Source organism: Halorubrum sp. F4, from assembly GCF_027257195.1.
Classification (GTDB): domain Archaea; phylum Halobacteriota; class Halobacteria; order Halobacteriales; family Haloferacaceae; genus Halorubrum.
In genome coordinates this window covers 36,381-62,292 of the sequence record NZ_JAPDFS010000006.1, presented here as the reverse complement: position 1 = coordinate 62,292, position 25,912 = coordinate 36,381, and the positions used below count along the sequence as shown (strand labels likewise).

General features: G+C 70.2%; 23 protein-coding genes. 14 read left to right on the top strand and 9 right to left on the bottom strand.

The window, feature by feature from the left end:
- The first annotated feature begins 198 nt into the window (after positions 1-198).
- From mutL to OKW78_RS13510, 4 genes are all read left to right on the top strand, one after another.
- Complete coding sequence (gene mutL, locus OKW78_RS13525; protein ID WP_281195687.1) at positions 199-2,505, top strand: DNA mismatch repair endonuclease MutL; 2,307 nt, start codon at positions 199-201, stop codon at positions 2,503-2,505.
- 72 nt (positions 2,506-2,577) lie between these two features.
- Complete coding sequence (locus OKW78_RS13520) at positions 2,578-3,738, top strand: thiolase family protein (RefSeq protein WP_281195686.1); 1,161 nt, start codon at positions 2,578-2,580, stop codon at positions 3,736-3,738.
- Positions 3,735-4,199, top strand: coding sequence for an OB-fold domain-containing protein (locus OKW78_RS13515; RefSeq protein WP_281195685.1), 465 nt, complete (start codon positions 3,735-3,737; stop codon positions 4,197-4,199). The genes OKW78_RS13520 and OKW78_RS13515 overlap by 4 nt, the downstream gene beginning before the upstream one ends.
- Positions 4,200-4,287: 88 nt before the next feature.
- On the top strand, positions 4,288-5,025 hold the full coding sequence (locus OKW78_RS13510) for a hypothetical protein (protein ID WP_281195684.1): 738 nt from the start codon (positions 4,288-4,290) through the stop codon (positions 5,023-5,025).
- A gap of 36 nt (positions 5,026-5,061) precedes the next feature.
- On the opposite strand, the gene OKW78_RS13505 is transcribed toward OKW78_RS13510, so the two are convergent.
- A complete protein-coding gene (locus OKW78_RS13505; RefSeq protein WP_281195683.1) occupies positions 5,062-6,081 on the bottom strand; it encodes a lysylphosphatidylglycerol synthase transmembrane domain-containing protein in 1,020 nt (339 codons plus the stop codon).
- Positions 6,082-6,283: 202 nt separating this feature from the next.
- Here OKW78_RS13505 and OKW78_RS13500 point away from each other — a divergent pair, with 202 nt between their 5' ends.
- From OKW78_RS13500 to OKW78_RS16930, 3 genes are read left to right on the top strand one after another with little or no spacing between them, the layout of a single operon-like run.
- Positions 6,284-7,156, top strand: coding sequence for a hypothetical protein (locus OKW78_RS13500; protein WP_281195682.1), 873 nt, complete (start codon positions 6,284-6,286; stop codon positions 7,154-7,156).
- Between the two features lie 10 nt (positions 7,157-7,166).
- A complete protein-coding gene (locus tag OKW78_RS13495; protein ID WP_281195681.1) occupies positions 7,167-8,153 on the top strand; it encodes a glycosyltransferase family 4 protein in 987 nt (328 codons plus the stop codon).
- Positions 8,154-9,248: a glycosyltransferase gene (locus tag OKW78_RS16930; RefSeq protein ID WP_281195680.1), complete on the top strand. Its 1,095-nt coding sequence runs from the start codon at positions 8,154-8,156 to the stop codon at positions 9,246-9,248.
- 36 nt (positions 9,249-9,284) lie between these two features.
- Here OKW78_RS16930 and OKW78_RS13485 read toward each other — a convergent pair whose 3' ends face one another.
- Genes OKW78_RS13485 through OKW78_RS13475 form a run of 3 tightly spaced genes read right to left on the bottom strand, consistent with a single transcriptional unit; the run spans position 9,285 to position 12,999 of the window.
- Positions 9,285-10,085 (bottom strand): metallophosphoesterase, encoded by an 801-nt coding sequence (locus tag OKW78_RS13485; protein WP_281195679.1) that lies wholly within the window; start codon positions 10,083-10,085, stop codon positions 9,285-9,287.
- Positions 10,085-11,728, bottom strand: a complete 1,644-nt coding sequence (locus OKW78_RS13480; protein WP_281195678.1) for a hypothetical protein — start codon at positions 11,726-11,728, stop codon at positions 10,085-10,087. Before OKW78_RS13480 ends, OKW78_RS13485 begins: the two co-directional genes overlap by 1 nt.
- Positions 11,725-12,999 carry a Single-stranded DNA binding protein gene (locus OKW78_RS13475; RefSeq protein ID WP_281195676.1) on the bottom strand — a complete coding sequence of 425 codons (1,275 nt, stop codon included), beginning with the start codon at positions 12,997-12,999 and terminating at the stop codon, positions 11,725-11,727. Before OKW78_RS13475 ends, OKW78_RS13480 begins: the two co-directional genes overlap by 4 nt.
- A 126-nt stretch (positions 13,000-13,125) precedes the next feature.
- Between OKW78_RS13475 and OKW78_RS13470 the strand changes: the two genes are divergently transcribed.
- Entirely contained in the window at positions 13,126-13,458 is a 333-nt protein-coding gene (locus OKW78_RS13470; protein ID WP_203227852.1) for a hypothetical protein, read from the top strand.
- Positions 13,459-13,479: 21 nt separating this feature from the next.
- Here the strand turns inward: OKW78_RS13470 and OKW78_RS13465 are convergent, their stop codons facing one another.
- Together OKW78_RS13465 and OKW78_RS13460 are read right to left on the bottom strand one after the other, a co-directional pair.
- Entirely contained in the window at positions 13,480-14,508 is a 1,029-nt protein-coding gene (locus tag OKW78_RS13465; RefSeq protein WP_281195719.1) for a glycosyltransferase family 4 protein, read from the bottom strand.
- Positions 14,509-14,643: 135 nt separating this feature from the next.
- Complete coding sequence (locus OKW78_RS13460) at positions 14,644-14,922, bottom strand: DNA-directed RNA polymerase subunit L (RefSeq protein ID WP_281195675.1); 279 nt, start codon at positions 14,920-14,922, stop codon at positions 14,644-14,646.
- Between the two features lie 430 nt (positions 14,923-15,352).
- On the opposite strand from OKW78_RS13460, the gene OKW78_RS13455 reads away from it, so the two are divergent.
- The gene (locus tag OKW78_RS13455; RefSeq protein ID WP_281195674.1) at positions 15,353-16,117 is read left to right on the top strand and encodes an enoyl-CoA hydratase/isomerase family protein; all 765 of its coding nucleotides are present in this window, start codon (positions 15,353-15,355) and stop codon (positions 16,115-16,117) included.
- Positions 16,118-16,151: 34 nt separating this feature from the next.
- On the opposite strand, the gene rdfA is transcribed toward OKW78_RS13455, so the two are convergent.
- Positions 16,152-16,808: a rod-determining factor RdfA gene (gene rdfA, locus OKW78_RS13450; protein ID WP_281195673.1), complete on the bottom strand. Its 657-nt coding sequence runs from the start codon at positions 16,806-16,808 to the stop codon at positions 16,152-16,154.
- 152 nt (positions 16,809-16,960) lie between these two features.
- On the opposite strand from rdfA, the gene OKW78_RS13445 reads away from it, so the two are divergent.
- The 5 genes from OKW78_RS13445 to OKW78_RS13425 all read left to right on the top strand — a co-directional run bounded on the left by OKW78_RS13445 (position 16,961) and on the right by OKW78_RS13425 (position 23,279).
- Entirely contained in the window at positions 16,961-18,739 is a 1,779-nt protein-coding gene (locus OKW78_RS13445) for an archaea-specific SMC-related protein (RefSeq protein ID WP_281195672.1), read from the top strand.
- Between the two features lie 127 nt (positions 18,740-18,866).
- Complete coding sequence (locus OKW78_RS13440) at positions 18,867-19,364, top strand: hypothetical protein (RefSeq protein ID WP_281195671.1); 498 nt, start codon at positions 18,867-18,869, stop codon at positions 19,362-19,364.
- Positions 19,361-20,863, top strand: a complete 1,503-nt coding sequence (locus tag OKW78_RS13435) for a UbiD family decarboxylase (RefSeq protein ID WP_281195670.1) — start codon at positions 19,361-19,363, stop codon at positions 20,861-20,863. Before OKW78_RS13440 ends, OKW78_RS13435 begins: the two co-directional genes overlap by 4 nt.
- The gene (locus OKW78_RS13430; protein WP_281195669.1) at positions 20,860-22,314 is read left to right on the top strand and encodes a UbiD family decarboxylase; all 1,455 of its coding nucleotides are present in this window, start codon (positions 20,860-20,862) and stop codon (positions 22,312-22,314) included. Before OKW78_RS13435 ends, OKW78_RS13430 begins: the two co-directional genes overlap by 4 nt.
- Positions 22,311-23,279, top strand: a complete 969-nt coding sequence (locus tag OKW78_RS13425; RefSeq protein WP_281195668.1) for an MBL fold metallo-hydrolase — start codon at positions 22,311-22,313, stop codon at positions 23,277-23,279. The genes OKW78_RS13430 and OKW78_RS13425 overlap by 4 nt, the downstream gene beginning before the upstream one ends.
- Here OKW78_RS13425 and OKW78_RS13420 read toward each other — a convergent pair.
- On the bottom strand, positions 23,243-24,685 hold the full coding sequence (locus tag OKW78_RS13420) for an OB-fold domain-containing protein (RefSeq protein ID WP_281195667.1): 1,443 nt from the start codon (positions 24,683-24,685) through the stop codon (positions 23,243-23,245). The genes OKW78_RS13425 and OKW78_RS13420 overlap by 37 nt on opposite strands.
- Positions 24,682-25,851 (bottom strand): thiolase domain-containing protein, encoded by a 1,170-nt coding sequence (locus tag OKW78_RS13415; protein ID WP_281195666.1) that lies wholly within the window; start codon positions 25,849-25,851, stop codon positions 24,682-24,684. The genes OKW78_RS13420 and OKW78_RS13415 overlap by 4 nt, the downstream gene beginning before the upstream one ends.
- Between the last annotated feature and the right edge of the window lie 61 nt (positions 25,852-25,912).

The following is a 25,912-nucleotide window of genomic DNA, read 5'->3' as shown; positions in this document are numbered from 1 at the left end:
GTCCCACCCCGCACCGCACAGCCCCGCACCTCACGCCTCCCCAGCCTCGTTGCTGGCGCGGAACCGCGCCAGCAACTCCCTCGTGCGGGCGGCTCGCGCCCTGGTGGGCGCTCACCGGCGCACGCCACCGCACCGACATCGCCCGTTCGATCGCCGGGGACGGTTTCAAGTACTCGCTTCCCCCACCCACGAGCAGCCATGGAGCCGCCCGATATCGAACGGTTGGACGAGCGGACGATCCAGCGGATCGCGGCGGGCGAGGTGGTCGAGCGGCCGGCCAGCGTCGTGAAGGAGCTGATCGAGAACAGTCTCGACGCGGGTGCGAGCCGCGTCGCCGTCTCGGTCGAGGCCGGCGGCACGGAGGGGATCCGCGTTCGCGACGACGGCGTCGGGATCCCGGCCGACCAACTGGAGGCGGCCGTCGACGAACACGCCACCTCGAAGATCGCCGACATCGAGGACCTGGAGGCGGGCGTCGGAACGCTCGGGTTCCGCGGCGAGGCGCTGTACACCGTCGGCGCGGTCTCGCGGCTGACCGTCCGGTCACGGCCGCCGGGCGCCGAGGCCGGTGCCGAGATCACCGTCGAGGGCGGCGACGTGGGCGAGGTTCGTCCCGCGGGGTGCCCGACCGGAACCACCGTGGAGGTCGACGACCTCTTCTTCAACACGCCGGCTCGAAAGAAGTTCCTCAAGCGCGTGACCACGGAGTTCGACCACGTCAACACGGTGGTCACGGGGTACGCGCTCGCGAACCCCGACGTGGCGGTCTCGCTCGAACACGACGGACGCGAGACGTTCGCGACCGAGGGAAACGGCGACCTCCGCTCGGCGGTGCTTTCCGTCTACGGCCGGAAGGTCGCGGAGTCGATGGTCGAGGTCGACTGGGACCCCTCGTCGTCGGCGGAAACGGGTGAAGGGAGGAAGGGCAGAGGCCCGGCGGTGACACGCGTCACCGGCCTCGTCTCGCATCCGGAGACGACTCGGTCGGCCCGGGACTACCTCGCGACGTACGTCAACGATCGATACGTCACGGCGAGCGCGCTCCGCGAGGCCGTCCTCGAGGCGTACGGGGGCCAGCTCGCGCCCGATCGGTACCCCTTCGCGGTGCTGTTCGTCGAGGTGCCGCCCGACGAGGTGGACGTGAACGTTCATCCGCGGAAGCTGGAGGTCCGGTTCGACCGGGAAGCGGAGGTCAGGTCCGCGGTCGAGTCGGCCGTCGAGGCGGCACTGCTCGATCACGGCCTGATCCGGTCGACCGCGCCGCGCGGACGATCCGCGCCCGACGAGGTCGACATCGACCCCGAGACCGTCGATGGCGAGGTGGTCGGCGGAGCGGGGACCGCGGACCGACGACGTGAACGTGTGGACGGCGACACCGGCGCGGACGGCGACGCCGATGTGGATGACGACGCCGACGCGGACGGTGGTCGCGGCAACGGCGGCGACGACGCCACGAAACCCGCCACGGCGACCGGATCCGCGACGGAGCTCGATCCGGACGACGAGGACGCGTGGGCGGTCGAGGGGCTCGCCGGCGACGAGGATCCCGACGGAGAGCCGGGCCGTGAGGACGAGGACGCTGATCCGACCGACGAGACGGGCCTCTCCGGCGGCGACGGCCCCTCTCCGCGGAATTGGCAGTCCGATGACGCGGAGTCGAGAACTGAAGCGGGCGAAGACGGTTCGTTCTCGGACGGAATCGACGGGGGAGTCGTCGACTCCGGTCCGGCCGTCGGTTCCGCTTCCGTCTCCGATTCCGGTCCGGCCGCCGGTTCCGATCCCGTCTCCGACACCGCGTCGACCTCCGACGCGGATCCGATATCCCGACGCTCCGCGACCAGCCAGCACACCCTCACGGGCGAGGAGACGAGCGACGAGCGCGACTACGACTCGCTGTCGTCGCTGCGCGTGCTCGGCCAGCTCCACGACACGTACGTCGTCGCGGAGGCCTCCGACGGGCTGGTGTTGATCGACCAGCACGCCGCGGACGAGCGTGTGAACTACGAGCGGCTCAGACGTGAGTTCTCGGGCGGTCCGCCCGCACAGGCGCTTGCGGAGCCGGTGACGATCGAGTTGACGGCGCGGGAGGCCGCGCTGTTCGGCGAGTTCCTCGAGGAACTGTCGGGTGTGGGCTTCCGCGCCGAGCGCGCCGGCGAGCGCGAGGTCGTCGTCGAGGCGGTCCCCGCGGTCTTCGACGCCGCGCTCGATCCCGGACTCCTCCGGGACGTTCTCTCGGCGCTGGTCGACGACGCGGCCGAGGGGGACGAGCCCGTCGACGACGTGGTCGACGAGCTGCTCGCGGACCTCGCGTGTTACCCCTCCGTGACGGGGAACACGTCGCTCACGGAGGGCCGCGTCGTCGACCTCCTCGACCGGCTCGACGCCTGTGAGAACCCCTACGCCTGTCCGCACGGCCGACCGGTCGTCATCCGGCTCGAACGCGAGGAACTGGAGTCGCGGTTCGAACGCGACTACCCGGGACACGCCGGTCGACGTGCGGAGTGATCCTCGACTCGATCCCCGGACGCACCGGACGCGGAGAGGTACGTTTTTGCCACCCGGGAGTGAGCCGTGAACATGGAACGCGTAGCGATCGTCGGCGCGTCGATGACCCGGTTCGGGCAGCGCGACGCCTGGGTCCGGGAACTGCTCGCGGAGGCGGGCGAGGCGGCGCTCTCCGACGCCGGGATCGCCGGCGACGACCTCGACCACCTGTACGTCTCGAACATGGCCAGCGGCGAGTTCGAGGGGCAGACCGGCGTCCCGAACGCCCTCGCTCACGACCTCGCGGCCACGCCCGCCTACACCGCCCGGATCGACCAGACCTCCTCCTCCGGCGGCGCGGGCGTCTACGCCGCCTGGCAGTCGGTCGCCTCGGGCGCGAGCGACCTCACGATGTTGGTCGGCGGCGAGAAGATGACCCACCGGAGCACCGCGGAGGCGACCGACGTGATCGCCTCGCTTACCCACCCCGTCGAGTACAAACACGGCGTGACGCTCCCCTCGTTCGCGGGGCTCACGGCGCGCCTCTACCTCGACGAGTACGACGCACCCCGCGAGAGCCTCGGCAAGGTCGCGGTGAAGAACCACGCTAACGGCGTGGACAACCCGCACGCGCAGTTCCGCAAGGAGGTCGACCTCGAGACCGTCCTCGAGTCGCCGGTCGTCGCCGATCCCCTTCGACTGTACGACTTCTGTCCGATCACGGACGGCTCCGCCGCGCTCGTCCTCTGTCCCGAGTCGGTCGCGGAGGAGTACGTCGACGGCGACGACTACGCGGTGATCACGGGGATCGGCGGCGCGACGGACACCCACGTCGTCCACGAGCGCGCGGACCCCACCACGATGGGCGGGGTCGTCGACTCCTCGGAGATCGCCTACGACATGGCCGGAATCGGCCCCGACGACGTCGACGTGGCGGAGCTCCACGACATGTTCACCATCCTCGAGTTCCTCCAGAGCGAGGACCTCGGCTTCTTCGAGAAGGGCGAGGGGTGGAAGGCGGTCGAGGAGGGCGTCACCGACCGCGACGGCGAGCTCCCGATCAACACCTCCGGCGGGCTCAAATCGAAGGGCCATCCGCTCGGGGCCAGCGGCGTCGCACAGGTGTACGAGATCTACAAGCAGGTCACCGAGGACGCCGGCCCGCGGCAGGTCGAGGCCGACACGGGCCTCGCGTGTAACGTCGGCGGGTTCGGGAACTGCGTGACCACCGCGATCCTGGAGGGAAGCCAATGAGCGACACGAACGCGGACGTCGAGCCGACCGATGAATCGACGCAGGAAGCGACCGGCGAACGGACCTTCGAGGCCGCGGAGTACGCCGACGGGAGCGTCTCGTATCCGCCCCATCCCGTCGGGCCGGGCGGCGCGGAACGGGTCGGGACCGTGGACCTCCGCGAACGTGAGGCGCGCGTCGTGACGTGGACCACCTCGACGGCGACGCCGCCCGGCGTCCGAGCACCCAACACGCTCGCGATAGTCGAGTTCGAGATGGGACCGGAATACGACGGTCCGCCGGTCCGCGCACTGGGAGGGATCGCGGCCGACCCGGCCGACCCGGACGGGGAGGCGTTCGACGTCGTCATCGGTGACCGCGTCGAACCCGTCTACGTCGACGAGCTCCGCGAGCCCGGCGCGGGGATCCGCGAGCCCGAGAGCCAGGCATGGGACGGGTTCCGGTTCCGGCCGGTCGAGTAGGCGAGGTCCACGTCGACCGCGTCGGAGGGGTATCCGCGACGGGCGGTCCGGCCGAAGACACTTGTCGCGGGCGCGAAACCGTGGGCGTATGCCCTCCATGGAAACCGACGACGTACACGGCGGTTCCGTCGCGGGTCGGGGTCGGGTCGGGGGCGTCCTGATCCTCGTCAGCCTCGGCTGGATCGCTCTGGGGTTCGCGCTCCGAACGGGCGTCGTGGACCTCGCCGGACTGTTCGCTCACTCCTCGGTGCTCGGACTGTATCCGGGTGAAGCCGCCCGGATGTTCGAGACTGACCTCGTGGGCGTGCTCACTGCCGTCGTCGGTGCCAGCGTGATCGGGACGGCGGCGAACGGTCCGGCGTCGGACGACGCCGGACGCGACCCGGCACCGATCCGCTTCTCCACGGCGCTCGGGTCGGCGGGGCTCGGGTTCGCGGTCGTCGTGGCGCTGCCGCTCGGGCCACCGCCGGGCGGTCCGGTGGCCGGGCCGCCGGTCATCGAGCGACTCGTGGACGTTCGGTTCCTGCTGAGTTACGTGGCGGCCTGGTCGTTCCCGCTCGGCGTGGCGGCGAACCGTCGGGAACGGGTGGTCGTCGGGGTCGGGATCGCGACGCTCCCGCTCGCGGCGGTCGCGTTCACGGCGTTGCTCGTCGTTTCGGGGGGCGGCCTGGCGGTCCTGGCGGGGATCTTCGCAGTCGGCGTCGCCGTCTCGTTGCTCGCGGTCGGGTCGGTCGTCGGGCTACCGTTGTACCTGGCCGGACGGGCCCTCGGCCCCCGCGACACGCCTGACCGGATCGTCGACCGCTTCCGTCGGATCACTCGATGAGCGACCCACGAACGCTCCGGTACCACCTCCCTCGCCTTACCGCACCGCCCGAACGCCGAGGGTGGACGTGGCTATCCCCCCGATCACGACGGGGACCCAGTATGTGCCGCCGCGGAACACGAGCACGGCCGCGGTGATCGCCGACGCCTCGATCCCCGTGGTCGGCACGAGCAGCGCGACGTAGGCGGCCTCGATCCCGCCGAGCCCGCCCGGCATCGGCGTCGCGCCGGCGAGGTTCGCGAGCGGGATCGCGAAGAGCACGACGTACGGCGGGATCGCGTGGCCGACCGCCGCGAACGCCGCGGTCAGCGCGACCGCCTGCGCGAGCCATCCCAGGAGCGACAGCCCGACGACGGCCGACAGCCGGAGACGGTTCGTCCCCACGCGTTCGATGTCCGCGAAGAACCGGTCCAATCGTCCCGCGAGATCCGACTCGAGGCTCGCCGCGTCGTAGCGTCCGCGCCCGAGCCGTCCGACCCACGGGGCGACGATCCCCGGAACGCGGTCGGAGAGCGTCTCGCGGTACCGCCAGACGACGGCGATCGCGACGACGATCCCCCCGACGAGGACGACCGCCGAGGTAACCGCGGTCTCGAGACGCTCGCCGACGGCGGCGATGGTCGCGTAGTAGCCGACGCCGACGAAGACGAGGGAGAGCGACGGGATCACGTTGAGCACGTCGACGCTCGCGATGCCGGCGAGGCCCGTCTCGTATCGACAGTCGGATACCTTCGAGATGAGCAGCGCGGCGACGGGCTCCCCGCCGGCCTGGCCGAACGGGGTGACGTTGTTCGCGAACACCGCGCCGGCGTAGACGAAAAAGGACGTGACGACCGGGATCGAGACGTCGAGCGAACCGAGGACGGTCCGGAGCATCAGGCTCCACGCGGCCAGCCAGCAGAGCGCGAATCCGACCGTCGCCGCGACGAACGTGGGGTCGGCCGACCGGAGCGTGTCGACGACCTCCCCCGCGCCGACGAGGTAGAGCAGGATCCCGAGGACGGCGGCCGCCGCGATCGACCCGAGAAGCAGCGCGCGGCGGTTGCCGTCGGCCATGCCCACCCTTCCGCGGTAGCGAACTTGAATCGTCTGATCGGGCGCACTCGGTCGGGTTGCGAGCGGCGGGTTCCGCTCGGCAGCCGTGGTCCGGAACGGACCGCTGGACGCGACCGACGACGCTCCGAGACCCGCAGACTGCTCTCCGAGACCCGCAGACCAATAAGAATACAACGGTCGATCCGAAACGTACCCGCAACCGATGGAAGATCAGCGTTTCCTCGAATCGGAGTGGGACTACTGTCTGGTGCTCGATGCGTGTCGGTACGACGTGTTCGAGGACGTGTACGACGAGTACCTCGACGGTGACCTCGAGAAGCGCTGGAGCGTCGGCTCCTCGACGCCGGAGTGGGCCTATCGGACGTTCACGGGCGACCACGACATCGCCTACTTCTCGGGGAACCCCTTCATCAACGACCTGGGGATCCCGCTGAACGAGCTCAAGTGGGGCGCGAGCTGTGACTACGAGTGGACCGCCTCCGAACACATCTCCGACATTCACGACGTCTGGAAGACCGGCTGGGACGACGAGCTCGGGACGGTTCCGCCGGAAGGAATCGCGGAGGCGTTCCGGAACAACCGGGGAGCGGTCGAACGCGCGGACCGCACCGTACTCCATTACATGCAGCCGCACGCACCGTACCTCTCGCGGGGGAAGGGCCAGAAGCTCAAACAGATCCAGAAGGGGATCAAACGCCAGGAGGAGGAAGCGGAGGCGGGTGACGACGGCGACGTCGACGACGACGGACTCCTCTCCTCGATCAGCGACTCGATCCGGCCGAAGATCGAGAGCCGGCTGGACGACAGCGAGTTCGCCCAGAAGGCCGGGCTGTGGCTGGAGCTCGATCCCGCCGACCTCCTTGCGGACGGCACGCGAGTCACCGCGCTCCGGCTGTACGAGGAGAACCTCCGGATCGCCCTGGAGTCGGTCGCCGACCTGGTCGACGAGCTCGACGGGACGGTCGTCGTCACCGCCGACCACGGGGAGGCCTTCGGCGAGGAGGGCGTCTGGGAGCACCACATCGAGACGCACATCCCGCCGCTGATGGAGGTGCCGTGGCTCGAAGTGCAGTGACCGCCGGACCATGAAGGTCAGCCACTACTTCGAGTTCGAGTCGCGGGTCACCGGGGGGATCCGCGAGTCCGTCGTCCACCAGCGGAAGATGCTCGACCGACTCGGGATCGAGTACACGACCGAGCCGACGCTCGAGGCCGACGTGTTCCACTGTAACCTGCTCGGACCCCGATCGGCGTGGTACGCGCGACGCGCGACCCGCCGAGGGGTGCCGGTCGTCGCGAACACCCACGTCACCGCGGAGGACTTCGGGGACAGCTTCCGCTTTACGAACGCGCTCGCGAAGCCGCTCCGACCGTACCTCGAGCGGGTGTACGGGCTCGCGGACGCGCTGGTCTGCCCCTCCGAGTACAACCGCGGCGTGATCGAGTCGTACACCGACGTGCCGACGACGGTGATATCGAACGGCGTCGACCGCGAGAAGCTCGCGGGCTTCGAGGAGCTGGAGGCGACCTACCGCGATCGGTACGACCTCGAGGAGCCGGTCGTCTTCCTCGTCGGCCACGTGATCAAACGCAAGGGCCTCGAGACGTTCGTCGAGACGGCCCGCCGGATGCCCGACGTCGACTTCGCGTGGTTCGGCCCGCTCGACCTCTCGTTGAAGGGTCGGGAGACGACGGCGCTGATCGAGGAGTCGCCGGAGAACTGTACGTTCACCGGCTACGTCGACGATATTCGGGGGGCATACGCCGCCGGCGACGTCTTCTGTTTCCCGACCCACGAGGAGAACGAGGGGATCGCCCTGCTCGAGGCGATGACGGCCGGGAAGCCCGCCGTCGTCCGCGACATCGAGACGTTCTCGTGGCTCGAGGACGGCCGGGAGTGTCTGAAGACCCCGGCCGACGCCGGCGTCGACGCCTTCGTCGAGGCGATAGAGCGGCTCGCGGACCCCGACCTCCGCGAGCGACTCGGAACGAACGCGGCGGAGCGGAGCGGGGAGTTCGCGCTCGAGACGGTCGCGGAGCGATACCGGTCGCTGTACGAGGAGGTGGTCTGAGTGCGGATCGGCTTCTTCACCGACAGCTACTTCCCCGGGATCGACGGCGTCACCTACACCATCGACCTCTGGCGCGAGGAGCTCGAGGCGCGGGGCCACGAGGTGTACGTGATCTATCCGGACGGCGACTACGAGCCCGACGAGCGGGAGATCCCGGTCAGGTCCCTACCGAACCCGTTCTATAAGGGATACCGCATCCCGACGTACCGCCGCCTCTCGACGCTGCCGGAGCTCGACGTGGTCCACTGTCACGGCCCCGCCCCGGTCGGGATGCTCGGACGGTACTACGCCCGGAAACACGACCTCCCGTCGATATACACCCACCACACGCCGCTCGAGGAGTACTTCCACCAGAGCGTCGGCGTTGCGTCGGTCGCGGCGGCCCTCTCGCGGCTGTACGTCCCGTTCGAGAACGCCTTCCTCCGGACGTTCGACGTCGTGACCGCCTCGACGAAGCGGATCGACCGAGACGTCGAACACGTCCCGCTCCCGGTCGGGATCGACATGGACTTCTTCGAACCGACCGCCGAGGACTGGTATCCCGACCGGACCGTGATCGGCTACAGCGGCCGGCTCAGCATGGAGAAGAACGTCGAGGAGGTACTCCGGGCCGCCCGGAAGCTCCCCGAGTACCGGTTCGTCATCGTCGGCGAGGGACCACGCCGCGAGGCGCTCGAGCGCGACGCGCCGGAGAACGCGGAGCTCCGCGATTTCCTCCCCCGGGAGGACCTCCCGACCTTCTACTCCTCCATCGACGCGTTCGTCACGGCCTCGACCGGCGACACGCTGGGGCTGTCCACGCTCGAGGCGAACGCCTGCGGAACCCCGGTCGCCGCCGCCGACGTTCCGCCGTTCGACCAGACGATCGCCCCCGACAACGGCGAGCGATTCGAACGCGGCGACCTCGCGGGGATGATCGAGGCGATCGAGGCGTGTCTCTCGACCGACCGCGACACGCGCGGCGCGGTCGAGCGGTTCGACGTCGACCGCACGCTGGAGAACCTCGAGCACCTCTACCGGAACGCGCGGACGCCGACCGACCGGGTCGCGGCGGTCGACGACGACTGGCCGCTCTCGGACGACCCCGTCGAATGAATCGACGGGAGCGACGACGCGGGCGGATCGGACGGGTCAGATCCGCCGAAAGTCCCCGAGTCGCGTTCCGTCGAGGAGGTACGCGTCCCCGGCGGCGAGCCCTTTCGGGAGGAACGGCGCGAGGAACGATCCTTCCTCGACGTTGATCCACGTTCCTCCGGAGCGCTCGTTGAACGCCGGGAACACGACGAGTTCGGGGGTCGAATCCACGGATCTCCGTTCGTCGCCGTCCGAGTCTCTTTCGTCGCAGAAGACGGACGGTTTCAACGGGCCGCGAAGCCACGCGCGCTCGGTTCTGGATCCGCCGACGGCGTCCTCGAGTCTGACCTGCGGGTGTTCGTGGCCCATACAGATCACGTCCGCGGACCGGAGCGTCGGGTCGGGCCTGGTGTGACCGTGGAGGACGGCGAGGTCGGACGTGCCGGCGTTCGAACCGGTTCCCTCCCTCAGGAGGCCGCCCTCGGACGCGACCACGTCGATCTCGTCGGCGAACGCCTCCGCGACGCCCGCGTCGTGGTTCCCCTCGACCAGCGTTAGCGGAACGCGGTCCGTGACCGCCGACACGAGCGTCTCCAGCTCCTCGCGCTCGTCGCCCTCCGGCGCGCCGATCCGGTGTGCGAGATCGCCGAGGACCACGAGCCGGTCGGCGTCGGTTCCGTCGATCAGCGAGCACAGCCGGTCGCGGCGCTCGTCGGCGTGGCTCTCGAGTTCCACGCCGCGCTCGTAGCGGAGGCCGGCCTCGATGCCGGCATGGACGTCCGCGACGAGCAGCGCCCGCTCCGTTCCGAGGTCGGCGACGGCCGCCGGCTCGTCGACGACCGGCTCGACCGTGGCCATCAGATCGCCTTGAGCAACCCGTCGCCCGGCTCGTAACACTTGCCGCCCATCAGCGCGTCCTGGACGGCGTCCTCGACTGCCTCGGGGTCGACGCCGTGTTCGGACGCGACCGCCTCGACGACCGCCTCGCGGTCCGCGCCGTCGCCGTCGTCGAGCGCCTCCATCGTCTCGACGGCCGCGGCCTCGAGGTCGACGTCCTCGCTTCCGGCCGCGTCGTCCCCGCTTCCTCCGTCGTCGTCGCCCACGGATCCCGATCCGTCGTCGTCGCTGGTGGCCGCGGTCCCGTCCCCTTCGTCGACTTCGACGCCCTCGGGCGAGTCCTCGGGCCCGGGGACGTCGATGTCGGCCTCCCCCGGATCGTCGACCTCGGATCCGGTCGCGAAGTCGGTCCCGAACTCCGACTCGATCTCCTCGCGCTCCGCATCGTCGAGTTCGTACATCTCGTCTGCGGCATCGGGAGCCGTCGTCTCCGGATCCGCATCGTCGTCGGTTCCGCCGTCGTCGACCTCGCCGCCGTCGACCCCACCGCCGCCGATCCCGTCGTCATCGAAGTCCCCGAGGCCGGTTTCGTCGTCGGTGTCGGCCGGATCGTCGGGATCGTCGAGCGCACCGGACCCGACGGAATCGCCGAGGTCGCCGATCTCGTCGCCGGCATCGCCAGCATCGCCGGCATCGTCAGCGCCGCCAGCACCGACGGCGTCGCCCTCCGTTCCGTCGTCGAGCGGTTCGGTCGCCGTGGATGCGTCGGGTACGGATCCGTCCGATCCTGCGTCGTCGATCGTCGGATCGTCCGATACGTCGACCGAGCCGGCCGGATCGGCAGCCCCCTCGTCCCGCGTTTCCGTCGGTTCCGCGTCGTCGCTCGTCGACTCGGTCGCCGGCTCGCTCGTTTCGTGAGTCGCCGGCGGTTCGATCCGCACGTCGGTGTCCGGCAAGGGACCGATCGTCGCGTCGCCGTCGCCGTCGGGAGCGATCTCGGGCGCGCGGACGTCGTCTCGTTCCCCGGCGATCAGCTCCAGGGCGTCGACCGCGAGCCGCCGGATCGCCTCGACGTACGCGGGGGACGTGTCGTAGTGGGCGATCGCCTTCGGGATCCCCGCCGCCAGCGACGCGGACGCGCCGCCGGCCTCGAGCGCGCGCCGAAGGTCGTCGCCGCGGAGGTCCGACGCGAGCGCCCGCTCGAGGACGGCGAGCCGGTCGAGGGTTCGCTCGGCCGCGGAGACCACCCACCGGTCGCGAACGTCGGCGTCGACCTCGTTGAGGCTCTCGGGGCGGACGGAGGTGAACACCCGGTCGGAGTCCTCCGGCTCGAACGTCCGGGCCTTGCCCGTCAGCGCGACGAACGCGGGGGTCTCGGCGCGCTCGAGGAACGCCTGCGCGTCGGGTTGGTACTGGCCGGCGTACGTCACGAACGCGCCCGACGGGTCGACCACTCGACCGCGGCTCGTCCGGTCGTTGACGCGCTCGACCTCGGTGAGCACGCCCGCGACGAACAGCCGGTTGACCCGCGCGCCCGTCGGCGTCACGACGTAGTTCGGGGCTCGCTCCTCGTCGCTCTCGGAGTACGACAGCGAGGCGTCGTCGAACTCCGCGGCGAACAGCCGGTGGGCGACCTCGCGGGTGCCCGGCCCGTCGTCGCTCATCGGCCCACCTCCGCGAGGGCCGCGCGGGCGGACTCCGCGGGGTCGTCGTCGGCCTCCTCGAAGGCGGTCGCGTCGAGCGTCGCGCCGTACTCGTCGACCGAGAGGCTCCCGCGGATGCGATAGGCACCGCCCACGAGCGTGTCCGCGATCGACTCCGCGACCACGTCCTTGTCCATGGCGTCCTTCGCGGCCGCGAGCGCCTCGTCGAGCCCGCCGCCGTACACCTCGGCCGTGAGATCGTCGTCGAGCACGACCGTGACGGTGTCGGTGCCGTCGTCGAGGATCGCCTTCACGCGGAGGTCGTCCTCGCCGTCGACCTCGCCGTGGCTCCGACACTGGCCGTTCTGGGTCACCCGACCGCACTCCGGGCAGCGCTCGATGAGTCCCGAGCCGTCGCGCACCTCGAGGACGTTCCCGACGAGCTTGACGTCGAACATGCCGCCGGAGGCGACCGCCTCCGCGACCGAGAGCCGCGGCGCGCTCTCGGCGACCGAAACGGGCTCCGAGAGCGGCGTCACCGTCGTGAACTCGGTGAGGTTGATCGACGGAACTCCGCGGAACTCGCGAGCGTACACGTCCTCGATCCGGAGGTCCGCGTCCGGCTCGATCTCCGGGCGCGGGTCCCAGTCGGTGAAGGGGAGCTTCGCGGTCTCGTCGCCGACGATGCCCTCGCGGATCTCCGTCTCGCCGTCGCGTCCGGAGATCGTCTTTTCCTCGACCTCCAGGACGCGGACTTCCACGTTGCGGCCGCGGTCGCCCGCGGCGATCTCGACGAGGTCGCGGTCGCCGCCGACCTCGTGGTCCACCGCGACCGGGTCCTCGGCGATCGCGACCGTCGTCGACTCGTTGAGGTTGAGTTCGGGCTCGCCGTCCCACTCGCGGACGCCCGCGTTGCCGATCGTCAGCGAGTCGCCCGGCTCGAACCCGAAGTCCTGCCAGGCGGTGTAGGAGATCGTTCCGGTTCCGTCGGCGAGCTCGCCCTCCCGTATCGTGAGGTCGTCGCCCTGGTATCGGATCGTTCTGGTGCCGCGAGTGAGCACCCGGACGGTGACCGTGACGTTGCCGTGGTCGGTCGTGATCTCGGCGAGATCGACCGACTCGGGCGTCGGACTCGATCCGCCGCCCCCGCCGCCGTGCTTCCGGCGGACGCTCTGTTTGGCCTCGTCTATCGGGACGCTGTACTCGAGTAGGTTCTCCAGGTCCGCTTTGACCTCCGCCTTGTCTACGCCGAGGTCGGAGGCGAGCTCCTCGGCATGGCTGTTGACGTCCATCGGTCGCGAGTTCGACGCGACCGCACAAAAGGGTTCACCCGGGGGTCCCGATCCGCGATCGAGCGGAGCGTCCGCACGTCCGGCACAGCTAAACCGTTCCCGTCCGCAGGGGGGCACATGGCCGACATCGAGACGAGCGAGGTCGGGATCGACACTCGCGTCACGGCGGAGCGGACCGTCATCGAGGTGACCGGGACGCGTGACGTGGCCGTCGTCGTCCGATCGCCGGGCGGTGAACGGATCTACCTCCCGCCGGAGGACTTCGACGAGCCGGTCTCGGAGTCGTCGTACGCCTCACCGTACACCTCGCCGTACCAGGGCGCGGCGGCCCGCGAGGACGACGGTACCCCGTATCGTGGAGCGGTCGAGAGCACCCGCGGGGTGATCGAGACGGCGGACGGCTTCCGGGTTCGGCATCCGGAGCCGGTGACCGAGATCGACGTGTTCCGGGAGGAGTAGGAGGGTCGCCGGTCGACCCGTTCAGGCCACGTCCTCGTAGACCGCGAGCGTGTCCTCGGCGACCGCCGACCAGTCGCGGCGCTCGTACTCCGGCGGCGACTCCCGGTCGAGCGCGGCCGCCAGCCCGTCGACGATCGACTCCGAGTCCGGGGTGACCTCGATCAGACACCCATCGGGGAGGATCTCCGCCGCGCCACATCGCGTCGAGACGACCTGCGTGCCCGCCTCGAGCGCCTCCGTGATCGTGATCCCGAACGGCTCGGCGAAGGAGGGGGAGACGAACGCGTCGCTCGCGGCGTAGTAGTCGCCCAGTTCCGCCTCGGGGACGTAGCCCACGAACTCCACCTTCTCCTCGATGCCCACCAGCTCGACGAACCGCTTCAGCTGTTCCGTCTGGTGGCCGGAGCCGCCCACGACGAGCGTGACGTCGCGTCCGCGGAGCTTCTTCATCGCGTACAGCAGGTGTGAGATCCCCTTCTGGTCGGTGTGTCGCCCGACGAAGAACAGCATCTCGCCGTCGATCCCGAGGTCCTCGCGGACGTCCTTCCCGGAGAACTTCGGCGTCGAGAAGCCGTTGTAGACGACGCGGGAGTCGGCCCCGTACAGCTCCCGGATGTCCTCGCGGACTATCTCGCTCACGGCGATGTTCGTGTCCGCGGCGTTCGCGAGCCGGCGCTCCGTCTCGACCTCGCGCGTGGGCGGGTCGATGTTCCGGTCGCTCGCCAGCGAGTGGAACGAGGACACCCACGTCGCGTCCGAGGCTCGCGACGCCTCCCGTCCCGGCCCGTACCCGAACCAGTCGTGGGTGTGGATCACGTCGTAGTCCGGCGCGAGTTCGACGAAGCGGTCGCTGAGACGCCCCACTCGGGTCGCGACGTCGCCCTCGCCGGTCTCGACGCCCTCCAGTCCCGGCTCGTCTTCGGGCGCCAGCTCCGCCGGCAACACCAGCTTGGCGTCGACGTCGAACTCGTCTCGCAGTCCGGAGAACAGCTCCCCGACGTGGACGTCCAACCCGCCGGTGACGTTCGGCGGATACCCCCATCCTAACATGAGTACGCTCGGCGGCATACCTCCACGATCGGTGACTCGCTACTTAGCTATGGCCCCTCGGGGCTCGCGGCCGATCGGCCGAAACGAGAGTCGATAGAACGTGGGAGATCGGGGAGAACGGGGCGACCGACGCGTTCAGGCCGCCGTGACGGCGTCGCGAAGCGCGGTCGTCCGGTCCGTGATCGCCGTCGCCGCCTCCTCGACGGCATCGAGGGGGTCTCCGGACTCGGATTTCACCGTGAGTACGGGGTCGGTCTGGCCGCCGGACTGCTCGGGGTTCACGTCGTAGGTCGCGGCGGCGACGTCCTCGGTCTCCAACAGCGCGCCCTTCAGCACGTTCATGAACGTGTGGTCCTCGCCGGCGATCTCGATGCGGAGTTCCGTGTCGGTCTTCTCGATTACCCGCAGTTCCATACCCGTGATTCGCCCGAACGGCGTTTCAACGTTTCGTCTCCCGGATCTCGTCGTTCGCCTCCGATCGCCGTCGAGCGTCGCCGTTCACGACCTCATTAATATAGTAATTCTGATCATATATGCTTACTACCAATATAATTGTATATCCTATGGTCCGTCAATTTCGAACGAATAGGGATATAAACCCGTTAAATGTACGATAGGAACGATATCTAGTCGGCATCAACGATATCTCGAATCTCTGGAAAGCGGACTTCAAAACTGCTTATAGTACTTTAGGTGTACTCTATTCACGCTACTTGAATAATTATATTTCAAATCATATATTTTCTCCATATATAATGTTATTCCGATGTTTCTTCCCCGAGCGTTCCCGCCCGCCGTTCCGGACCGGCAACCCATATATACGCGCCGGTCGGACGGTACGCACATGCACGTTCGCGACGAGGACGCCGTCAGACACGTCACGTTCGATCGCCCCGACTCGAAGAACGCGCTCACCGCCGACGTCGCCCGTGAACTGGCGGGCGTGCTCGAGGATCTCGACCCCGATTCGCTCGACGCCGTCGTGATAACCGGCACGGGCGACGCGTTCAGTGCGGGCGGGGACATTCAGGCGATGGCCGAGCGGGAGGAGAGCGCCCGGGAGGCGTACGATCGGGTCCGAGGGACGCTCGGCCGGGTCGCCGAGGCGATCCTCTCCGCGCCGCTGCCCGTGGTGGCGAAGGTGAACGGCGACGCGGTCGGCGCGGGGCTCTCGCTCGTCGCGGCCGCGGACTTCGCGTACGCCGCCTCCGACGCGCGGTTCGACGCGTCGTTCATCAACGTCGGCCTCGTCCCCGACCTCGGCGGAACCGTGACGCTCCCCCGACTCGTCGGGCTCAGAACCGCCAAGGAGCTCGCCTTTACCGGCGAGCTGATCGACGCCGAACGCGCCGCGGCGCTCGATCTGATAAACGAGGTCGCGCCCGACGGCGAACTCGAGGCGACCGTCGACGACCTACTCGAGACGCTCGCCGCCCGCCCGACCGAGAACCTCGCGTTGGCGAAGGAGGCCATCCACGAGAACCTCGGACGGTCGATCGACGACGGGCTCCGGCGCGAGGCCCACTTTCAGACGCTCGCGTACGACACCGACGCCCACCGCGAGGGCGTCGAGGCGTTCCTCGAGGGACGCCGCCCCGACTTCGACTGACGCGCGGCGGCGACCGGTCCGTCCGTTCTCGGTCCTAGTCGGTCCGACCCTCGATCGGCTTCGGGTCGCCTTCGGCTCGGCTCTCCGCGTGTTCTCGACAGACGTACCCGCGGTCGACGGCCTCGCGGAACGGGGTTCGGACGTGACAGACGGGACAGGTCAACTGGACGTCGACGTCGACCTCGGCGGTCTCGCCGTCCACCAGTTCCCCCTTCGACGCCAGCGACCCGACCGCCTTCTCGGCCTTCTCCGCGGCGCGGTCGGCGGCGATCCGAACGCTCTCGAGTTCCCACTCCGACGTCGCCGTCTCCGTCGGCTTCGCTCCGTCGAGACAGTCCTTCAGGTGGTGTCGCATCGTGCTCCACGAGGGCATGCTCGCGGTCAGCGCCTCGACGTCGATGCCCTCTCCCCGGAGGTCGTCGGCGACCTCCCGGCGGACGAGGTCGTCGTCGGACCGCAACGCCTCGTACTCGCCGTCGAGCCGAACCCCGGTCGCCGCGCGGTTGTGGTCGTCGTACACCCGCTTGAGCAGCCGCTTGTTGAACCAGTCGGTGAGCGTCCGGTAGCCGTCGGCCGGCCGACCGTCGTCGCCCCGCCACCGTCGGAGCAGGTAGTCGTCGACGTCGTCGTATTCCGGCTGGGCGACGTCGACCCCGTACTCCTCGATCGCGGCGTCGATCTTACAACTCATGCGGTGAGCGCTCGTCCCGCCGGGCGTGTCGCTTCGTTTCCGGGAACCGGACGCCCGTCCGCCCGGTCGATCCGCCGTACTCGTGCCATCGCTTGCCCGACCGTCGGGTTCCGGAGTAGTAAAACTTAACGCGACCCCTACGAAGGGCCGCTATGGGTTGGGATCTCACGATCGAGAACGTCGCCGGCATCCGTCGGGGATCCGCGAGGATCGATCCGGGGAACAACGTGGTGCGCGCCACGAACTGGCAGGGGAAATCGAGCTTCCTCCAGGCGATCGAGACGGCCATGGGGACGGCGACCCCCCTTACAGAGGGGGCCGACGCGGGACGGGTCGAACTCGAGACTCCCGACGACGCTTACACGGTCGAACTCGAGCGACGTGACGGAACCGTCGTCACTCGCGGATCCGGACTGCTCGAGGACGAGTACGACCGGATCCGGGCGGACCTGTACGCGTTTCTCGACGAGGACAACGCGATCCGGGACGCGGTCCGGCGCGGCGACGACCTCGCGGACCTCCTGACCAAACCGCTGGAGTTCGAGAACATCGAGGAACGGATCGCGGAGCTCCGGTCCGAGCGCTCGAGCGTCGACGCCGAGCTGTCGAACGCCGAGGACGCAGCGAGCCGGCTTCCGTCGGTTCAAGAGGAGGTGACCCGGCTCGACGACCGGTTCGCGGAGCTGACCGAGCGCCGGAACTCCCTCGCGGATGCCGACGACGGGGACGGCGAGGAGGCCGAACGCGAGGAGCTGAGCCGCCTGCGCGCGGAACGCTCCCGAACCGATCGACGCGTCGACCGCCTGTCCGACGCGGTCGATCGCATCGAGGGGACGCTGTCGGAGCTCCGGGAGGAACGCGAGTCGCTCACCGTCCCAGAGGAGGACGTGAGCGATGAGCTCTCGCGGATCCGCGACCGTCGGGAGTCGATCCGGACCGACGTGGAGCTCCTGCGCGCCGTCTACTCGGCGAACCGGCGCGTGCTGACGGAGGGGCGCGTGGAACTGCTCACCGACCGCGACCGGGGGCTACTCGGCGACGACGTGGCGTGTTGGCTCTGCGGCACCGAGACCGACGAGGAGACCCTCCGCGAGCATCTCGAGGCGCTCAGCGACCGAATCTCCGAGCTCACGGCCGAGCGAGCCGAGTACGACGACCGCGTGGAGGAGCTCGAGTCCCGTCGCGACCGGATCCGGAACGCGACGCAGCGCCGCGACGAGCTCGACCGCCGGATCGGCGATCTCGAGGCCAAACTGGCCGACAGAGCGGAGAGTCTCGAATCCGCGCGCGACCACCGCTCCGAGCTCGACGAGCGGATCGAGTCGCTCGAGGAGACGGTCGCCGAGCGGGACGAGGAGGTCGCCGACGTCGCGAGCGAGCTCGCGCGGGTGGAGACCGAACTCGAGGAGCGCCGCGAGGAGCTGGAGGACCTGGAGCGTCGCGCCGACAAACGCTCCACGCTGGCGGACGAGCGGGAGGCGCTGAGCGAGGAGATCGAGACGTTGCGGAACCGGAAGACGGAGATGAAACGCCGGACGCGGGAGGCGTTCGACGGGGCGATCGCCGACCTCCTCGACCGGTTCGACACGAGCTTCGAGACCGCACGGCTGACGAGCGAGTTCGAACTGGTCGTCGCGCGCGACGGGCGGACCGCCTCGCTCGACGCGCTGAGCGAGGGGGAGCTGGAACTGCTCGGGATCGTCGCCGCGCTGGCCGGTCACGAGGCGTTCGAGGTCGGCGAGGACGTGCCGGTCCTGCTTCTCGACCGGCTCGGCGGCCTCTCCGCGGGGAACCTCTCGACGCTCGTCGAGTACCTCGACGGGCGGGCCGAGTACCTCGTCTTCACGGCGTACCCCGAACACGACGCCCTCGAGGCGTCCGTCGTCGACCCCTCGGAGTGGGACGTCGTCAGCGCCGACGCGTCGACGTGAACGCGTCGACGTGAGGCAGCGGGAGGGCGGGAGCGGTGCCGGACCGTCTCGGTCCGCTGGCCGGGATCGGCGACGCCGGACAGGATAATACTTTACGCGCGGGATTCGAGTAGGGACATATCTCAGCATGCCCGACGAATACGTCACGTCCGAGACCAACCTCCCGCCCGATCCAGAACAGGGGGAGGTCAGCATCCAGGTGACCGACGCCGAGACGAAGGAGATCTTCAGCACGCGAGCGTACGTGAGTCGGGACGCCGATGAGCTGTCCGATCCGGTTCCGTTGACGGTCGTCAGCGGTCCGCACGAGAACACCGAGGAGCGGTGGTACATCGAGGTGTTGGAGACCGACATCGACGCGAAGGGCGTCGACAGGGAGACGCTCGAGCGGGTGATGGAGGAGACGGCCGAGGGGGCGAACGTCATCAACACGCGCTCCGACGAGGTGAAGACGCTTCTGGCGTATCTCGTCGAGGTCGGCGTCTACTCGTCCATCTCGGAGGCCAGCAGGAAGGTGATGTACGAACACCTCTCCGAACGGTACCCGGACCTCGTCAACGAGTACGTCGACCTGAAGGTACAGCGCGAGCAACGCGAGCTGACGGGCGGGAGCGACGGCGGATGACTGTCGACGGCTTCCGCGGGTACCTCCGAGAGGTGGAGGCGCGGGACGACCTCGTCCGGATCGACGACCCGGTGTCGTGGAACCTGGAGGCGAGCGCGCTCACGATGCTCGCGAACGAGAACGACGGCCCGATCCCCCTCTTCGAGTCGGCGGACGGCGCACGCCTCGTCGGCGACCCGTATCGGGGGTCACAGCGCCGGCCCTGGGACCGGATCGCCCTCGGAATGGACATCCCGCCGGACGCCTCGCGCCGGGAGTTCTACGACGAGACGATCCGGCGGCTCAAGGACCAGCGGTCGCCGGAGACGGTCGATCGGCGCGACGCACCGTGTAAGGAGGTGATCGAGACGGGCGAGGACGTGGACCTGCTCGATTACCCGTGGCCCTACATCCACGCGGGCGACGGGGGACGGTACTCGAACCTCCACACCCTCGTGGCGCCGGACCCGGACTCGGCGTGGATCGACTACTCGTATCACCGCGTGATGGTCCACGACAGCCGGACCGCGAGCGTGCTCCTGCTCGCCGGCGAGCAGACGCCGAACCTCTTCTACTACAAGTACGAGCGGCGCGACGAGCCGATGCCGGTCGCGATCGTCGTCGGGGCCGACCCGGCGGTACAGTACAGCTCGGTGATGTGGATCCCGACGGGCCGCAGCGAGGCCGAGTTCGCCGGCGGCCTGAAGGGCGCGCCGATCGACCTCGTCCCCTGCGAGACGAACGACCTCCTCGTCCCGGCCGACGCGGAGATCGTCATCGAGGGCGAGATCCGTCCCGACGTGCGCCGCGACGAGGGGCCCTTCGGCGACTACTTCGGGTACATGCACGGGCCGCGGCGGTCCATGCCCGCCCTCGAGGTGACCGCGATCACCCGACGGACGGACCCGATCATCCCCTTCTGCGTCGAGGGGACGGGCGTGGGTCACACGGAGAACTCCACCAGCTCGATGGAGATCGGCTGTGTCGGGCCGGACGCGACGCTCGGGCTGCGCGCCGGCGGGTTCGACGTGGACCGCTGTGTCCCCTGGCAGTCGACGCCGCGGACCGTCTACGTCATCTCGACGGACGCGACGGCTCCCGGCGAGCTCCACGAGCTGGCGAACTTCATCTTCACCACCTGGGGCATGCTCCACGTCGACTTCTTCGTGTTCGTCGACGGCGACGTCGACCCGCTCGACCAGCGCGCCGTGTTGGAGGCGCTCGCGTTGTACGCGGACCCCGACGAGGACTTCCACCAGTTCGGCGTCGCGTCGATGCCGAAGGTGCCGTTGAACATCTACCAGACGCCGGACGAGAAGGGGAACGCCCAGACGGGCACCTCGAAGGCGAAGACCGCCAAGGCGTACATCGACGCCACCCGCGACCGCGACGACGACGCGGAGGCGGCCGCGGAGGCGGCCGACGAGGAGACGCGGTACTGGGCGCGGACGCTGCTCGCCGGGGCGGGCGCGGACCCCGACGGGCTGCCGGGGATCGACCCGACGGAGGTCGAACCGTGACGACCCTCTCCGATCACCTCGACGACCTCCGCGAGCACGGGGACCTCCTGGAGATAGGCGACCGCGTCCACTGGGACACCGAGGCGGCGGTCGTCGCGACTGAGGCGCTCCGGCACAACTGCGCCGCGCTCCGGTTCGACGAGACGGCCGGCCGGGTCGCGTACGCCAGCGGCGTCTACGCCGGCCCCGACCAGATATCCGGCCGGGAGAACCGCCCGTGGCGGCGGATCGCCGCCGGCCTCGGGCTGGGTCACGACGTCGGCTGCGTCGACCTCCTCGACGTGCTCTCGCGGTGGGAGACGACCCCGCTCTCGGAGGCGGTCCTTCTCGACCCGGCCGCCGACCGCGACGCGGGGGACGACCTCTACGCGCTCGGCCTCCCGGGCGTCGACGACGCCGGACGACAGGGCGTCACGCAGGGCGTGATCGCGGTCGAACGCGACGGGACCACGACGTGGGCGCCGGTTCGGGGGACCGTCCACCGGGGATCGACGCTCAGGGTGGTCGTTCCGGGGGCCGTCGACGAGTGGTTCGAGGGCGGTCGGGCCGCGAGCGTGTCGCTCGGCGTCGAGGCGGCGACGCTCGTCGCCGCGCTCCAGGGATGGACGCAGGACCGGACCGTTCCCGCCGTGCCGGAACGCGCCGCCGGGCTCGCCGACGTCCCGCTCGCGCGGGTCGACGGGCGTGTCGTGCCCGCGAGCGCGGAGGTGCGGATCGACGGCGTCGCCGATCCCACCGACGCCCCGGTCTCCGGCCCGGAGGCGACCTGGGAGCGGGCGACCGAGACCGCCACGCTCTCGTTCGAGGCGGAGGGGATCCGCCTGCGGGAGGACCCGACGGTGCCGTTCGTCCCGCTCGGCGCGCCCCTCGCGGACGACGTTCACCTCATGAGCCTCGTCGAGGCGGCGACGCTGTACCGCCGCGTGAACGGCTACTGGGGGGTCTCGCCCGTCTCCTGGGTACAGCTCCCCGTCGAGAGTCGGCTCGGCCTCTGTCTCGTCTCGAGCGAGATCCTGTACGCCGGCTTCGACTGGCAGCTCGCGAACGCGCTGTTCTCGTTCTCCGACTACTTCGACAAGGTGCTCGTGTTGGACGAGTACGCGCGGCCGACCGACCTCGCCCGCGCGCTCGACGACATGTGGGTGAAGGCGCACCCGGGCAACGACTGGGTGTTCAGCGACCCCAACGCTCCGGCGGCGACCGCGCCGGTCTACCGTCGGGACGGCGAGACCGGGTCGCGGCTGTACATCAGCGCCATCTGGGACCCCCGGTGGGACGAGGACTACATCGCGCCGCGCGTCACGTTCGAGTCGTCGTTCCCGGAGGGGATCCGCGAGTCCGCACTCGAACGATGGGAGGCGCTGACGGCGTCACGGGCCGGGGACGACGGGATCGAGGACCTGCCGCCGCGGTACGACGACGACGCCGCATCGAGGGGTGACGGCGCGTGACGGACGCGGTGCGCGTCGCCGTCGGCACGGGATCGCCGGAGGGCGTCAACGGCGCGTACGTCCTTCCCGACGCCGGCGTCGTCGTCGATCCCGGACCGTCGGGAGACGAGCCGTGGGAGGCCCTGCGTGCGGGGATCGCCGACGCCGACCTCGCGCTCAACGACGTCGAGCACGTCCTCGTGACCCACTGGCACGCCGACCACGCGGGGCTGGCGACCCGGCTCGCGGACGCCGCGGACGCTCGGATCGCCATGCACGCGGCCGACGCGCCGCTCGTGGCGTCGTACGCCGACGAACGCGCCCGCAGACTCGACCGCGACGCCGCCGCGCTCCGACGGTGGGGAGTACCGAGGGACGTGCGAACCGCGCTCGTCGAGGCGGACCGCCCCTCGCCGCTCCCCGACACCTACGAGGTTCGCGAACTCTCCGACGGGGACGTCGTCGCGGGCGTCGAACTCCTCTCTACCCCGGGTCACACCGCGGGTCACGCCTCGTTCGTGTACGACGGACCGCGCGGCGACACGCTGTTCCTCGGCGACCTGCTGTTGCCGACGTACACGCCGAACGTCGGCGGAAGCGACACGCGGACCGACGACCCGCTCGCGGCGTATCTCCGCTCCGTCGACCGCGTCGCCGACGCCTTCGACCGCGGCGAGCCCGGTCACGGGACGACCGTCGACGTGGCGAGCGAGGCGGCGTCGGTTCGCGAACACCACCGCGAGCGCGCACGACGGGTCCTCGACGTGCTTCCCGCGGCGGGCGCGGCCACGCCGTGGACGGTCGCACGGGAGCTGTTCGGCGAGATGCGCGGGATCCACGCGAAGTTCGGCGCGGGCGAGGCGTCCGCACACCTCCGTCGGCTCGCGGCGATCGGCGCGGTCGAACGGTGCGAGGGCGATCCGGTCGCGTATCGGGTTCGCCCGGGCGCTCACTCGGACTCGATCGGCTCGAACTTGACCCCGTAGCGGGGGACGCCCTCCTGCTCGTAGATCCGCCGGACCGTCGCCCGGACCTCGTCGCCGACGTCGACGTCGGCCGGGTCCGCGTCGGTGACCTGTGCGGGGAGCCGGACGCGTCCCGCCGCGGCCTCGAGCTCGACGATCGCCACGGCGTACGCGCCGTCGCGCTGCTGGAGCTCCGCGAACTCCGGCGGCGCGCCGCCCTGCCCGATGACGGTCAGCGCCCGGACCGTCCCGGTCCGGGGGGCCTCGAACTCCTCGAACTCGACCCGCGAGTGACACGACTGGCAGGCACCCTCCGGCGGGAACGAGACGCCGCCGCACTCCGGACAGATCCCCGCGACGAGCCGGTAGCGCTGGTCGAGCGACCGCCGCCAGTTCGGCAGGCTGACGTGAGCCCCGCCGCCGGCGACGTCGCCGCTCACGACGTATCCCCGCTCGCGGAGGTACGAGGCGTAGTCGACCGTCGTTCCGCCCTCGAGGTCGTGGATCCCGACGACGTCGACGTCGCCCTCGACGGCGACCCCGGCCGCGGTGCCGCCGCCGAAGAAGGCCGCGATCGACGTCCCGGCGCTCTCGGCGTCATCCCCGTTGCTCTCCGGGTCGTCCGCGTCGAGGGCGGCGAGCAGTCCGAGCGGGACCGTAGCGGCCCCGGCGTCGCCGATCCGGTCCACGACGGTCCCCGCCGCGACCGCCCCGTTCGAGACCGGGAGGTCCGCGGTCGCCCGGTACGGGAACTGGCCGTCCGGCTGGTGGACCGCCGCGGCGTCGGCGTCCGCGGGGTCGACCGGAAGCGACGAGACGGCCTCCGTGACCGCCTCGCGGATCGCGTTCCGCTGATAGGTCGTGACGTCGAGCGACGCCACCTCCTCCCCGCCGCGCTCGCGGAACCGGATCCCCGGCGTCTCCTCGGTGTACCAGGCGGTGCCGGTCACGGTCGCGGACGCGTCGTCGTCGACGACGAACGCCGCCGCGCCGGCCCCGAGCGGGTGGTCGCCCTCGGCCGGCTCGCCCGCCGGACAGTCGGCGGCGACGACGAGCGCCGGCCCCTCGGCGTCGAGCGCCCGCGAGAGCGCCTCGGCTCCCGCCGCCGTGTGGCCGCCGACCGTCGCCGTCGCCACCGATCGGGGGAGATCGAGCGCCCGTGCGAGCCGCGGGAGCAGCTCGCCCTCCTCGGCCGGCGGCGTCGTCGTCGCCACGGCCGCGAGCGTCAGATCCTCGCGGTCGACCGCGTCGCTCGACAGCGCGCGCTCGGCCGCCTCGACGGCCATCGTCAGGGCGTCCTCGTCGGCGGCGGGCACCGCCTTCCGCTCGATCCCGCTCGCGTGACTCGTCCCCCACGCCTCTGACAGTTCGTCCGTCGTGAGCCGGAACCGGGGCACGTACGCCCCGGCGGCGGCGATCCCCCTCACGCGAACTCACCCCGTTCGAGCACGTGGACGGTAACGCCGCCCCCGCTCCCACCGACGTTGTGTGTCAGCCCGTACTTCGGGTCGTCGACCTGGACGTACGCCTCCCCGCGGAGCTGTTTGAACGCCTCGACGATCTGGCCGGTCCCGGTCGCGCCGATGGGATGTCCCTTCGATTTGAGCCCGCCGGAGGTGTTGACGGGGAGTTCGCCGTCGGGATCGGTGACGCCCTCCCGGAGGAGCCGGCCGGCCTCGCCGCGCTCGCAGAACCCGAGGTCCTCGTACGCGAGCAGCTCGGCGATGGCGAAGCAGTCGTGGACCTCGGCGAAATCGAGGTCGTCGGGGCCGACCCCCGCCTGCTCGTAGGCCGACTCGCCCGCGGTGACGCTCGCGGGGACGCTCGTCAGCGAGTCCCGCTGGAACAGCCCGACCCGCCCGCTCGCCGCGCCCGCGCCGGCGACCCGGACCGCCGCGTCGCTCGCCTCCCGAGCGACCTCCTCGCTCACGACGATGGCCGCGCTCGCGCCGTCGGTCGTCGGACAGCAGTGGTAGAGGTTCAGCGGGTCGGCGACGCTCGGCGCCGACACGGCGTCCTCGAGCGAACACTCGAACCCGAGGTGCGCCTTCGGGTTCTTCGCCCCGTTCGCGTGGTTCTTCACGGCGACGCGGCTCAGGTCCTCGGCCGTCGTCCCGTACTCGTCCATGTGCGCGCTCGCCATCTGGGCGTACACCCCGGCGAACGTCGTGCCGCTCGTGCGCTCCCACTCGGTCTCGCCGCTGACGCCGAGCCACCAGCGGGTGTGATCGGAGCTGGCGTCGGTCATCACCTCGTACCCGCCGGCGAGCGCGACGTCGACCACGCCCGACTTGACGGCGGTGACCGCCTGTCGGAAGGCGAAGCCGCTCGCGGCACACGCGTTCTCGACCCGGGTCGTCGGCACGCCGTGGAGCCCGAGGTGTTCGGTCACCGCGGGGCCGCTCAACCCGATCTGTCGGCCGCCGACGCCGAGGGTGCCGAGGTACGCCTCCTCTATCGCCCCCGGGTCGAACTCGCCGTCGACGCTGTCGAGCGCCGCGTCGAAGGCGTCGTCGAACAGCGTGAGGTACGTCTCCTCCGGAAACGAGCCGAACGACGACTGCCCGGCTCCGAGCACATACACGTCTCGCATGGGTCCCCGTTTCGGTCCTACAGTAAAAATCCATAGGGATCCGGACGCGCGGTTTCGACCT